This window comes from Pedobacter puniceum, from assembly GCF_009674685.1.
Taxonomy (GTDB): domain Bacteria; phylum Bacteroidota; class Bacteroidia; order Sphingobacteriales; family Sphingobacteriaceae; genus Pseudopedobacter; species Pseudopedobacter puniceum.
In genome coordinates this window covers 433,086-446,042 of sequence record NZ_WKJI01000003.1, presented here as the reverse complement: position 1 = coordinate 446,042, position 12,957 = coordinate 433,086, and the positions used below count along the sequence as shown (strand labels likewise).

Below are 12,957 nucleotides of genomic sequence, written 5' to 3'. Positions count from 1 at the left end.
TATTATTTGAAATTAAGCAACATTCAACAATATTAATCTTTTAATTTTACCGTGATGAAACAAGAAATATTTTCTCTTACAGGAAGTAATCAACATACAATAATAGGAGATATAACTTACAGTGCAAAACCTAGCCAACAGGTTGCCATTTTTGTACATGGTTTTAAGGGATTTAAAGACTGGGGTACACATAATATGGTAGCTAGATATTTTGCTTCGTATGATATTCATTATGTTAAATTTAATTTTTCTCATAGCGGCGTAAATCCAGAAAACCCAATTGATGTAAACGATTTAAACCTTTTTGCTGCTAATACGCCCAGCTTTGAGCTTTTTGATTTAGACCTAGTCTTATCGTATACAAAACAAAAATTTCCTGATGCTGAACTCACTTTAATTGGGCATAGCCGTGGTGGTGGTATTAGTATTTTAACAACTGCAACAAATAAAACCATAAATAAATTAATTACTTGGGCCGCTATTGATAGTTTTAGCAGCTTATGGAAAAAAGAGCAAGAGGCAGAATGGCGAGAAAAAGGCAAAATTGAAGTTTTTAACGCCCGTACTAAAGAATATATGCCTTTAAACTTATCTCTTTTAAAGGATGTTGAACAAAATGCTGATAAACTAAACATCAAAACTGCTGCAGAAAATATTAAAAAACCTTGGCTTATTATTCATGGTAATGATGATATTAATGTTCCGTTAAGTGTAGCACAAAACTTCTTAAAACTTTATCCGAAGGCTGATTTTATAGAGATAGACAAAGCTAATCATGTTTTCGGAGCTAGTCATCCTTATAAAGAAAATCAACTACCAGAACAATTAAAACAAGTTTGCGATGCTAGCATTGCCTTCATAAAATCTTAATAAATCATCTTCAATTTTTTTTGAGTTTCGGCTTTATAATTTCTACCAATTGGAAGCTCTTTATTATTGATTTCAACAGCATAAGCATAATAACTATCAATTTTTGATATAGAAACAATAAAAGAGCGATGAATCCTTAGAAACTCATCTTCGGGTAATAGCTCTTCTATTAAACTAATTTTTTGTTTAGAAACTAGCTCTTTATGCTGTAAAACAACTTTTATATAATCTTTCTGACTCTCTATCCATAAAATATCTTTGATGGCAATTTTCATCATTTTACGGTCTACTTTTAGATATAAAAAAGTATCTTTTTCTACCAAAGTAGATTGCTGACTAAATACGATTTGTTGTTGCGCCCCAAAATGGCGTAGCACTTTATCCATAGCTCTTAAAAACCTATCAAAAGAGATGGGTTTAATTAAGTAATCTACAGCTTCTAACTCAAACCCCTCAACCGCATATTCTGCAAAAGCGGTTGTAAAAATAATACAAGGCTGCTTCTTGAGGCTTTTTACCAAATCAGTTCCTTTAATGCCAGGCATCTGTATATCCAAAAACATTAAATCAACTGGTTTTTGCTGCAATACTTTAAAAGCCGAAATACCATCGTTGCAGGTAGCTACAATTTCTACCTCTGAAAAATTACTCAGGTAATTTTCTATCACCTCTATCGCATGAGGTTCATCATCAACAATTAAAACTTTAATTTTCATGATTGCTATTACCTCTGCTTAAATCAATATCTAAAACAATTAAAAACATATCTTCATCTTCTTTTATTTTGAGTTCATGTGTATCGGGATAAATTAGCATTAACCTCTTTTTAACATTACTTAGACCAATATTACCAATATGCCTATCGTTTGAGATGGTTTGCGGTTTACTATTAGCTATTTTAAATTTTAGCTTTTGATTTTGGATGCTTAAATCCATCTTTATCCACGACTCACCTACTTGTTCGCTAACACCATGCTTAAAGGCATTTTCTACCAAGGGGATTAATAATAAGGGCGCTATCAGCTGCTCTTGAACTTGCCCACTGATACTAAAATTTAACTCTAAACGGTCTTCATACCTAAGTTTTTCTAAAGCGATATAACTTTCTAAAATTTCTAAATCCTTCTTTAAAGAAATATATTCTTTATCGCATTCATAAAGCATATATCTTAATATTTCTGCTAAACCTAAAACAATATTGGGTGCTTTGGGCGATTGATTAAGCGTTAGCGCATACAGGTTATTTAAAGTATTAAACAAAAAATGTGGATGCACTTGAGCTTTTAAAAAATTAAGTTCGGCTTGTAAGGCTGCTTGCCTACGCTCATACCATAACTTAAATAACTTAATAGCAATGGCAATCCAAACGATAAGGTTAGAGCCTTTTATAGCATTAACAAGATAATAAGGATTGGTAAATTGCTCCCAAAAGCTTCCTTGTATTTTCATCCATTCATCCTGCATACCCATAGCTTTTAAAACTTTATCTATATAAGGGTCTACAATAAATATGTCTATAATACGCGTTAAAAAAGCTAAGGAAATTGCTAAGAACATCACCAAAAATGCAAATACAATATACCTGCCCTTTAATAAGAATTTGGGTATAAAATAATAAGCCAGACTATAAAAGTAAACAAGATGTACAGGCATATAAAACAGGTTATTTCTGAAAGACATGAAATAACTGGGCTTATTTATACCGTATATTAAAATAAGTGCAGCAAGTACCAATAGCCAAAATAAGATGTGAATCAGGACTCGCTTATAACTGATTTTTTGAAAAGAATAAACCTCTTGAAGCATCATCTAAAATAAAGAAGACTTTCATAAAAATCTTGAATAATAGACAAACAGCTTTAGTTTATCGACTAATAGCAGCTATTGCAAGTTATATATCCAAATTTCATCCATAAAGACCGTTTAAACGCCTTTTAAAGATTTGTAAACTCTTAACATGGTCTTTCAGCATCAGAGATATAATAAATAACTATGCTTCTACAATTTTGAGCTCATTAAAACTCAAACAACATGAAAACATTAATCATTACTGTAGTACTTGCCTTTTATGGCTTTAACATGATAGCACAAGAAAAAAAAGTTATCAAAGAGGGAAATTGGGTAGTTGTTTCCAATATCAAAACTCCAAAAAACTCAACCGTTATGTTTTATAACGATAAGCAAGAACTTATTTATAGTGAAGTTATCACCAATAAAAGACTAAATATTGAAAGGAAAAAAGTAAAACTTGCGCTAAATCAAGTTCTTGAAAAAGCTATTGAAACAGAAAAAGTTATATCAGATAAAAACTTAGTTATAACAGCGTTAAAAGCTAAATAAGCTTTATTCTTTCTCTACCCAATTACCGTCTGCCCTGATGATTTCTATCAATTCATCCAGGGCATTTTCTGTATTAACATTTTTCTGGATAACTTCTTTTCCACGATACAAGGTTATCTTACCCGGACCAGTTCCTACATAGCCATAATCGGCATCGGCCATTTCACCAGGACCATTAACTATACAGCCCATAATACCAATCTTTATTCCTTTTAAATGATCGGTACGGCTGCGTATCATTTGAGTGGTTTCTTGTAAATCAAACAGAGTACGTCCGCAAGAAGGGCAAGAAATATACTCTGTTTTAGAGATACGGCTACGTGTTGCCTGCAAAATCCCAAAAGAGGTAGATACAATAAATTTTGATGACAGCTGTGGGGCATCTATCCAAACGCCATCGCCAAAGCCATCTAACAACAAAGCACCTAGATCTGTAGCTGCATAAAGCTGAGCTTTTAAAGCTATATCTTCTTGATTTTCATCATCAAATTGATAACTTCTTTTGATAATAACTGGCGTATCTATACCTGCTTGGGCTAGTTTAAAGAAAAACGCTCTTTGGTCTGCCATACCATGAGTTTCATGGGTTTCTAATACAAAAACTAATGTTTTATCGAAAGGAATATCAGCGAAAGCGTCTGTATCTAAATCCTCACGTTTAATTTTCACTAGATTAAGCGCAGTATCTCTTTCTGTTGCGCTTATATATTCTGTTAGGCTAAATAGCGGATGGCAATTGGTTTTATTTTTCAATTGCTGCCAAGTAGGATAATCAAAAAGTTGTTTTAAATTCCCTGGAAAACTAAAAGAAGGTAGCTGATTACCCATATAGGCAAAATCAATGGACTGATCGCCCATGTTGTATTTATCTAAAGCTGCCGAATAGATATATCCAGCATCAGCCAATACAAAAGGATCTTTTAGGTTTTTATCAGAAATATCTAAAATAACTCGTGGAACTTGATGTCCGCCGATAAAAGTATTTAACTCTGCAGAAGGACGCTTATTATACTCGAAAGGAGAAAAATATTCAGGAAGTTCAACATCATCAGCATTTTTTAATTGCGTTTGCTGATGTTTACGCTCCTCATAACGTTGGGCTAACACTCTGGCAACTGGTATTTCAAACTCTGGTTCTTCTGTTAAAGAAACTCTAATGGTATCGCCCAAACCATCTTCTAACAAAGTACCAATACCCACAGCAGACTTTATTCGGCCATCTTCACCATCACCAGCTTCTGTAACGCCTAAGTGTAAAGGATAATTCATCCCCTCTTTTACCATAGTTGCTACCAATAAACGGTAAGCTTGTACCATAACCTGCGGGTTACTAGATTTCATGGAGATGACCAACTGATGGTAATCTAACTCGTGGCAAATACGAATAAATTCCATTGCCGACTCTACCATCCCCTTTGGGGTATCGCCATACCAGCTCATGATACGGTCTGATAGCGAGCCATGGTTAGTACCAATACGCATAGCTGTACCATGTTCTTTACAGATTTGTACTAACGGCGCAAATTTTTTCTTTATACGTTGTAGTTCTGCCTCGTAAGCTTCTGGCGTATAATTAAGCTCTTCAAATTTCTTTTTATCGGCATAATTACCTGGGTTTACCCTTACTTTTTCTACAATTTTTGCCGCAAGTTCTGCTGCATTAGGGGTAAAATGTATATCGGCAACTAATGGTGCGTGGTATCCTTTTTCATGTAAACCTTTTCTTATTTCTGCTAGGTTTTGTGCTTCTTTTATAGAGGGTGCTGTAATTCTTACATACTCACAACCAGCATCAATCATCCTGATGCTTTGCGCTATAGAACCTTCGGTATCCATCGTATCAGTAGTAGTCATAGACTGTAACCTGATAGGATGATTTGCCCCCATAGGAACATTTCCTATATAAACTTCTAGCGTATTAAATCTGGAGTATTGGGTTAAAGAATTACAATAAATACCTTTTAAAGACATTGCCGCCTCTGCATCCATAAAATAAAATTTAAACAAAAATAAAGGATTTTATTAAAAGCCTGCTTTTTAAAATTTGTTTTAGAAAAAGCATAAAATTTATGCTTTTAAATTAAACGCTCTTTTATAACTAAAGTGCCAGCCCAAACATCGTGTAAACATTGCTGCTTCTTATTTAAAAAACTATATAAATAGCCCATAAAAAGAGTTAAAGTACTGATGATTTTACTAAAATTTCTGATAAATACCTGGTTAAATGATGGTTTTAAGCCATCTAAGTTGGTAACTTTTATATTTAACAAACGTTTCCCTATGGTAAACTGAGTTTTAGTTTCTGCAATAATTTGATAAACAAACTTCAGGAGCGGTAACACTATCAAATTGGCTAATAAGATAAGTTGCACAGCATCTTCCTTATCAAAAGCTAGGATATAAGTAAACTCGGCAACAGCTACCACAAATAAAACTAAAAACCAATCTATGGCGGCAGCTAAAAGTCGTAAATCAAAGCCGGCGAAGTATTGCGGAGCTGTAAATTGCTGTTTAAATCCAAATAAACTTCTTAGCTCTTCAAACTCATGGGCTTCTTTATAATCATCCATACCGGGCTTTCTAATGAAAGCATCGGGTTTAACATCCAAAGCTTTTAATTCTTCTAAACTAAAAGGTCCTTCTGGTTTACCCTTTATCACCAAGGTATAGATTTTGGTTTCCATTGTCTTTTAAATTATTGACTGCTTATTTTTTTAGGTGGTGCTTCTTGCTTAGCTGGCGGAGTATTTTCCTTCTTAACAGTTGGAGCTGCCTTAGGCTTAGATGAAGTATTCGCCTTAGGTTTAACTGTACTTGCCTTAGCTGTGGGCTTTTTACTTGCCGCTTTCTTAACTACTTTCTTAGCAATAATTTCATCCTTAGATTTTGGTCTGTCTTTGGGTTTCCAGCTAAAGTTTGGTAAGGTCTTTAGTTCCTCTGTAACATCTTCTATAGGATAATAAGTCATTTCTGGCTTCCTGATAAAAGTGATAGACATCAAGCTATCGTTGGTAAAATTAATGCGCATACGGGCAGCTAGTGTCCTAGACATGCTATTATATGCTGTACTATCTTTAGGGAAATAAATACTCTCGGCATTACCATCCACAAAAACACGGTCTAGCTTTTCGTTAACAAAATAACCTTTCATTGTTTTACCAGCAACTTGGTTAAAATAGGTAGAGTCTTTTTCGGTATTAACAACAATGGCATTTCTAATCATGTCCATATTGTCCATTTTCTTATTAACCATTTGCAAGTACATAGTGTCGGCAGAAATTTGGCTACCTTGTGCCCAAACCATTGGCGATTGGTAAATTCTCAAAGTAGAATCTCCGTAACTAAAAAAAGCAGAATCAGACCTGGCCTGTAAATCAGATTTGAAAACTTTCACTTTACGCCAAGCACTTACAACTCTAATTTTTGTGGTATCGTTTTCTAAAGCGTAAACGCTATCTTTTCTGATACTATCTAATACAAATTGCTTACGCAAATTGGCTTTTATCAAAACAGAATCTACCTTGGGCGGCATCAAATTTTTCTCTTCAGCAGGAGGTTTACTTTGCGCAATAGTTTCTTGTACGGGCGCCTCATCGCTCTTATTCTTTCGCTTTCTGCTTCGTTTAGGTGTCTTTTCTTCTTCAACAGGTTTAACTGTAGCTGGTTGTTTTGGTGTATCTTCAATAATGACTAAACTATTGGCTTTTAGCGTATCGGCAGCTAAAGAATCAGCCTGATTGATACCTTCTTGCTTAGGCAAAGTTAAACCTGCACTATCTAAACTAGTTTTAGCACTATCTGCCGCTAAGCTATCTGCAAGTGCGGCCAAAGCCTTTGCTTTTTGTATGGCGTAAAGTTCCTTTTTCATGTAAACTTTACTGTAAAGGGTATCTGCCGACATCCAGATGCTATCTTTTGAGACTGAATCTTTTTCTGTTACAAAAACGATGTAAGCATTTTGCGTAACGGTTATACTTTCATCCTTTTTAAGATAATTTCCTAAATCTCCCCTCAGTTCTACTTTTTGGGCAGTATCAACAAAAAGAATATTTTTAACCGCCCTGCCATAGCCCACCTTACCATCGTAAAACAAGCTATCGCCTTTTAAACTTTTGGAGTTTTGGGTGTATAAATTTTTCTTTCCAAAAGCAGCTTGCTCTGTAGCGGTATTGTACTGCCCGTTTTCTGTATATAAAGTATCGTCTTTACCGTAAATATGGGTTGGCCCATAGAAATAGGCAATTTTACTTAAAGAATTATAGCGTAAAGTATCAGATTTTATTAAAACCTCTGGCGTTTTAACCCTTACATTGTATCTAAAATAAGCATCGCTAGAGCTAGAAAAATAATAACCATTGGTGCTGGTTAAAGTATTATCTCCGTTAACAATTTTACCGCCATTGGTATAGGTACCAACCTTACTGGCCATGTTGTATGTTAAATTATTGGTGGTTAAAACCGAGCCTCTATCAACCATTCTTACATTATTGGTTAACACCGCCATCTTGGTATTACCGTTATAATTCAGTAAATCGGCAAAAATATTAACGGTATCTGCTTGGTTAATTTGCACATGTCCAAAAGCATCAAAGCTATTTTTTTCGATGTAGAAATAAGCGCTATCGCAAATTAAAGTAGCATTATCTTGCTGAAAAACAGGCCTAATAACTTTCTGAATATTTTGTCCGTTCCTTTTCATCCCGATAAAGGACTGTGATTGTAACAGTTCTACACGAGTGATTTTTTGTGCCTGTACCATTTGCACCAACACCAGGATAAACAATAAAAGGGAATACTTTTTCACAAAGCAAAATTAGTTTTTTGGTAACGATTTTAAACGGTTAAATTTGATTGATGTTATGGCAGCTAAAATCTTTTCAGGATTTCATTAAATCCGAAGGCTTAATTGGGCCTAAAGATACTGTTTTGCTAGCTGTTAGTGGTGGTAAAGACTCTGTTGCTATGGCTCATTTATTTAAACAAGCAAACTTTTCTTTTGCCATAGCGCATTGTAATTTTCAGTTGAGAGGTGCAGAATCTGACCGCGACGAGCAATTTGTAGCTCAATTAGCTAAAACTTTAGAAGTTCCTTTCCACCATACCCATTTTAACACCTTGGCTTACGCCGATGAGCATAAAATAAGCACCCAAATGGCAGCTCGAGATTTAAGATACCGCTTTTTTGAGGAGCTTGCATCAACTTTTAATTATCAGAAAATTGCTGTAGCACAGCATCAAAATGATGCTATTGAGACTGTTATTTTAAATTTAACCCGGGGTACGGGTATAGCCGGTTTACATGGCATTAAAACAGAAAGGCAAAATATCATCAGACCTTTAATGCTTTTTAAACGTGAGGATATTGATGCTTATATTACTGCAAACCAGCTAGATTTTGTTGAGGATAGTTCTAACAGCTCTACCAAATACATCAGAAATAAAATCAGACATCAGATTATTCCGGTGATGAAGGAGATTAACCCCTCTTTAGAAGATACTTTTCAAAAAAACATCGCTTATTTTTCTGATTTGGAAGCCTTTTTAAAAGCAAGTATCCAAGAATACAAGCAAAAACTGTTTCAGAAACATCCGAAAGGATACCAAATCAGCATCCAAAAATTAAAACAAATACCTGCTGTACATTTTATTTTAACTGAGCTATTATTGCCTTATGGTTTTAATAGTACAACAGTTACTGATGTTATTTTGGGTTTAGATAAAGAGAGTGGCAAAACTTTTTTTGGTAAAGATTATGTTTTATTGATTGATAGAGCTTATATCTTTTTACAAAAAATACAGCAAGAGCAACATACCGAGCTGATTTTAAATAAAGATGATTTGATGCTTTATTTTCAGGATTTCATCATCACCCAAGAAATTACAGAAACTACTTTTTCTAATAGCCAAACTACTGCTTTTGTTGATACCGAGAAATTAAAATATCCTTTAACGCTAAGAACTTGGCAAGAGGGAGATAAATTTAGGCCCTTAGGAATGAAAGGCTTTAAGAAGTTGAGCGATTTTTTCATCAGCTTAAAAATACCGCTTATGCAAAAACATCTGATTCCGGTTTTAGTTAATGCTGACGGTAACATCATTTGGATTGCGGGTTACCGTTTAGATGAAAGATTTAAAATAACTACCGATACTAAAAAAATAACTAAATTCGAATTAAAGAATATAAAGCCATGATTCATTATTACCCTTTTTATGAAAAACAATACCTTGGAAGAGATTACTCTTTTATAAGCATTAGGTTGGTGATGGCTATTTTTTGTTTCTTGGCTTACTATTGGACAGAAAACAAAGATAAAAACGGCGATTTATTGCTTTTAGTAGGATGCGGAATTTTAGCCGTTAGCGTGTTGATGTTGTTTTTACTTCATTACCGCACCATTGTAAACAACAAAGCTGTTTTAATTGATGGTTTATGGACCACCAGATTGGTTAAAATAGATTTAAATAGCATTGTTAAAGTTGAAAAAGGCGAATACAGCAAGTATTTTCTTAATAACCCCGTATATAATTTACACAGAAACGGTTCTATTAAATTTTATGCTGGCGGTAAAGATGCCATCCGCTTAACAGACCGCGACGGCTTGATTTATGTGATTGGTACCCAAAGACCCGTAGAACTTTATCAGGCGATTATGGAGGAGATGAAGAAGTAGGGATGGGGAAAGGCGGAAGACTTAATAGTTTTCTTTCGCACAAAAAATTAAAGAAGTTAAGGTTTACTAACTATGGCAATCTGTTTTTCAAGTCCATTCTTTCATGTAATATTCTAATAATTTCAATTTTATCATCTGAAGCCTTATGATAAAATATAATATGTCTTTCAGATTTTAACCCAAATAAATTCTTACTTATTTCATTATAAACCCTTCCTATATTAGGATTTTTACTAATCTCACTGCCAGAAAGCCTCAAAGTTTCATAACAATAATCTGCTTGCCTTTCTGAACATTTTCGCAAAGTATATTCCCAGATATCGCTTAAATCATTTATGGCTTCTTGTCTAAATATTACCTTAACCATTCTTATTTCTTTGTGATTTAAGTTTGGCTAAGTGTTCATCAAAATCGAAGTTTTCTATACTTGGGCTATTTAATCCTTGTTGAATGGCATTTTTTAAAGCAGCAGTCTTACTTTCTTCGTCTTCTAAAAGACGAAGTCCTGCTCTAATCACTTAACTAACATTTTTATATCTACCGGCTGTAACTTGGCTATTCACAAATTGGTCAAAATAATCCCCTAGAGATATTGATGTATTTTTCATATTGAATTTTTTATTAAAATTACCAAAAATTGGTAACTATTTCATATTTGTAATATTTGTTAAAGATTTAATTTTATGTCATCCCTATGGGATTCTTGAATTATTTACCTTGAAAATTCTATAATGATGTCAGTCCTACGGACTTGTTTCTTAGCATCAGGAGCTAAAAAATCTAAATCAATCGTTAACAGAGCAACCCAGCTTTGTGACCTCTGCGAACTCTGCGGTTAAAAAATCAAGAAACATAAAAGAAGGTTTAAAATTAAATGTATTTGGTAAATATGTATTGAGAATATGATAGATATTTGATTTTTATTTCACTCCTAAGGGATTCTTATAGTTTAGTCTTAGAATGTTTAATAACTCTGCATATAATTTATACAGAAACGGTTTTATTAAATTTTATACTGGCAATAAAGATGCCATCCGCTTAACAGACTGCGATGGATGATTTATGTAATTGGTACCCAAAGACCAACAGAACTTTATCAGACTATTATGGAGGAGATGAAGATTAAGGATTAGAGAATAAATTTAACGGCTACATCATCAACATTATTTTTATAACTTAAATCCACTAAATCAATAAATCTTTCTGGATATTAAATAATAAAATGATTTTGCGCTTTACTTTGTCTAAATTATGTTGTTTATGTAAGTAGTATTTTTAATTAGAATCAAAAAAATATTTTGACTTATCTAACTATATATTTATACAAAATTCTCTTACTCTAAAATTTCAAACTCCACATCTAATTGATGGAGTAGCTTAACTATAGCGTCTTTACAAATATCATTAGCTTCTACTCTAAGTATATGATCACAATCTTCTAAATCAAAATTTACCACAGCATGAGGTAAAATCTTAATAATTTCACTAACAATAATATTTGCTGTTACTATAGTTGTAACGTCTGTTTTAAATACTTCTATGTTCATGTAAAATAAAAAACACTTTGTATTATAGCCTGTACTACTAGCTTATCCAGTATTACTTTAATAATTTCAAATGCTCAAATATTAAATATTGATTAACTATAATTTATAATAAAAATGTAGTACGTCCTCCTCATTGGTTGGTGACGTTTTACGATAAAAATCTAAAGCATAATCATCTACTCTATCGGCCTGTACAAATATTTCTTCATAACCTTCATTTTTAAAATACACTTTTATAAAGCTTATTAACTGTTTACCTATACCTTGTCTTTGCAAATTGCTTTTAACAGCTAAATCATATATATATGCCAATGGCTTTGTGGCATAGTACTGCTTTAAAGTATAAATTGTTAAGCCACCTATAACCTCATTATCTATCATAGCTACAAAAACATGAAAATCTGATGTTGCCAAAAGATTTTCTAAATGAGACTGAGGTGGTATATCAAAATTCTCCATTTCAAATACATCTTCAAAAAGCCTAATTAAGCTTATGAATTGAATATAATCAGTTGCACTTAGTTTTTAACAATTACTTTTTTCATCTTCTTTTTAAACTGCATCCATAATCTTATGTTACATCTTACTGAATATAAATACTCTTTTGCATCTCTATCTGCTACAATAGTGTTTAATTGCTTTATGTAAGTTGGTTCTCTATGGACAAACAACCTTAAGAAATTAAATAGACATGCCAATCATTATCAATCCATTTACGGTTCTGTTAAGTCTTATACTGTAATAATTTATTAAAAATCAGGATAGCTTCAGTGCTTTTGAGCTTATCTTTCTGGCAAGATGGGTAAAATAACATAGTTGTTATAAATACCACTATTAAAACTGTTGTTTTTATAATTTTTTGTAATTGATACATTCTAGATATTTGTGATGTTAAATACGATACACAAATTTCTTAAAAGATGTAATGCTAAAAATTGCCAAATGGCAAAAAATCACTTTTGTCTTCTTATTCTACTTAAAGAGTATTGTGTAATACCTAAAATATTGGCCAATTGATGTTGTGGAAGTTTTTCAAAATTCGGGAAATTTTTCAAAAGATATCTATAGCGTTCTTTAGCATCAAGCGTTTGAAAAGCTCTTAGAGCATCCATGGCTATGATAAATCTGGTTTCCCAAAGCCGGTGCATAAAATCTTGCACCGGTTTGTATTCATGAATTAAAATTTCTAAATCATTTGCTTTTATTGCGTAGTAAACTACCGGCTCAATAGCTATAATGTTATAATCTGTTGGTATTTGTAGTCTTAAACTTTTAATTTCCACAGTTAACTCTCCAGGTGCTTCAATCCAAACGGTATGCTCTTTATGGTTATCAGTATAATAACTTCTTAAAAAGCCGCTTTCTATGAAATAATAGCTATCAGCAATCTGACCTTTTTTTATTAAAAACCTATTGGGCTTAAGCTCACGTCTTTCAAATTTTGATGTTAATTTCTGAATAAGCTCATCATTAAGAGCTATATTCATTTTAAGATATTTAATGAGGTCTGCATTCATTATAGTGTTTTA

The 12,957-nt window shown here is 33.0% G+C and carries 13 protein-coding genes and 1 pseudogene; 4 read left to right on the top strand and 10 right to left on the bottom strand.

The window, feature by feature from the left end:
* The first annotated feature begins 54 nt into the window (after nt 1–54).
* Nucleotides 55–870 carry an alpha/beta hydrolase gene (locus GJJ64_RS13280; protein ID WP_154288254.1) on the top strand — a complete coding sequence of 272 codons (816 nt, stop codon included), beginning with the start codon at nt 55–57 and terminating at the stop codon, nt 868–870.
* Here the strand turns inward: GJJ64_RS13280 and GJJ64_RS13275 are convergent.
* A complete protein-coding gene (locus GJJ64_RS13275; protein WP_154288253.1) occupies nt 867–1,586 on the bottom strand; it encodes a LytR/AlgR family response regulator transcription factor in 720 nt (239 codons plus the stop codon). The genes GJJ64_RS13280 and GJJ64_RS13275 overlap by 4 nt on opposite strands.
* Nucleotides 1,576–2,523, bottom strand: a complete 948-nt coding sequence (locus tag GJJ64_RS13270; protein WP_229655537.1) for a sensor histidine kinase — start codon at nt 2,521–2,523, stop codon at nt 1,576–1,578. Before GJJ64_RS13270 ends, GJJ64_RS13275 begins: the two co-directional genes overlap by 11 nt.
* Nucleotides 2,524–2,901: 378 nt before the next feature.
* Between GJJ64_RS13270 and GJJ64_RS13265 the strand changes: the two genes are divergently transcribed.
* Nucleotides 2,902–3,210 carry a hypothetical protein gene (locus GJJ64_RS13265; RefSeq protein ID WP_154288251.1) on the top strand — a complete coding sequence of 103 codons (309 nt, stop codon included), beginning with the start codon at nt 2,902–2,904 and terminating at the stop codon, nt 3,208–3,210.
* Between the two features lie 3 nt (nt 3,211–3,213).
* On the opposite strand, the gene ispG is transcribed toward GJJ64_RS13265, so the two are convergent.
* The 3 genes from ispG to GJJ64_RS13250 form a co-directional block, all read right to left on the bottom strand.
* On the bottom strand, nt 3,214–5,199 hold the full coding sequence (gene ispG / locus GJJ64_RS13260) for a (E)-4-hydroxy-3-methylbut-2-enyl-diphosphate synthase (protein WP_154288250.1): 1,986 nt from the start codon (nt 5,197–5,199) through the stop codon (nt 3,214–3,216).
* Nucleotides 5,200–5,285: 86 nt separating this feature from the next.
* A complete protein-coding gene (locus GJJ64_RS13255) occupies nt 5,286–5,894 on the bottom strand; it encodes an RDD family protein (protein ID WP_154288249.1) in 609 nt (202 codons plus the stop codon).
* Between the two features lie 11 nt (nt 5,895–5,905).
* Entirely contained in the window at nt 5,906–8,014 is a 2,109-nt protein-coding gene (locus GJJ64_RS13250; RefSeq protein WP_317162937.1) for an OstA-like protein, read from the bottom strand.
* A 50-nt stretch (nt 8,015–8,064) separates the two neighbouring features.
* Between GJJ64_RS13250 and tilS the strand changes: the two genes are divergently transcribed.
* Both tilS and GJJ64_RS13240 read left to right on the top strand, forming a co-directional pair.
* Nucleotides 8,065–9,402, top strand: coding sequence for a tRNA lysidine(34) synthetase TilS (gene tilS, locus GJJ64_RS13245; protein ID WP_154288248.1), 1,338 nt, complete (start codon nt 8,065–8,067; stop codon nt 9,400–9,402).
* The gene (locus tag GJJ64_RS13240) at nt 9,399–9,881 is read left to right on the top strand and encodes a hypothetical protein (RefSeq protein ID WP_149074746.1); all 483 of its coding nucleotides are present in this window, start codon (nt 9,399–9,401) and stop codon (nt 9,879–9,881) included. The genes tilS and GJJ64_RS13240 overlap by 4 nt, the downstream gene beginning before the upstream one ends.
* Nucleotides 9,882–9,951: 70 nt before the next feature.
* Here GJJ64_RS13240 and GJJ64_RS13235 read toward each other — a convergent pair whose 3' ends face one another.
* The 5 genes and pseudogenes from GJJ64_RS13235 to GJJ64_RS13215 all read right to left on the bottom strand — a co-directional run bounded on the left by GJJ64_RS13235 (nt 9,952) and on the right by GJJ64_RS13215 (nt 12,945).
* On the bottom strand, nt 9,952–10,248 hold the full coding sequence (locus GJJ64_RS13235) for a type II toxin-antitoxin system RelE/ParE family toxin (RefSeq protein WP_154288247.1): 297 nt from the start codon (nt 10,246–10,248) through the stop codon (nt 9,952–9,954).
* Nucleotides 10,241–10,489, bottom strand: a pseudogene (locus GJJ64_RS13230) (type II toxin-antitoxin system ParD family antitoxin). Before GJJ64_RS13230 ends, GJJ64_RS13235 begins: the two are co-directional and overlap by 8 nt.
* Nucleotides 10,490–11,215: 726 nt before the next feature.
* Nucleotides 11,216–11,428, bottom strand: a complete 213-nt coding sequence (locus GJJ64_RS13225) for a hypothetical protein (RefSeq protein WP_154288246.1) — start codon at nt 11,426–11,428, stop codon at nt 11,216–11,218.
* 96 nt (nt 11,429–11,524) lie between these two features.
* On the bottom strand, nt 11,525–11,914 hold the full coding sequence (locus tag GJJ64_RS13220; RefSeq protein ID WP_317162942.1) for a GNAT family N-acetyltransferase: 390 nt from the start codon (nt 11,912–11,914) through the stop codon (nt 11,525–11,527).
* 467 nt (nt 11,915–12,381) lie between these two features.
* Nucleotides 12,382–12,945: a Crp/Fnr family transcriptional regulator gene (locus tag GJJ64_RS13215; RefSeq protein WP_154288244.1), complete on the bottom strand. Its 564-nt coding sequence runs from the start codon at nt 12,943–12,945 to the stop codon at nt 12,382–12,384.
* Nucleotides 12,946–12,957 lie beyond the last annotated feature (12 nt).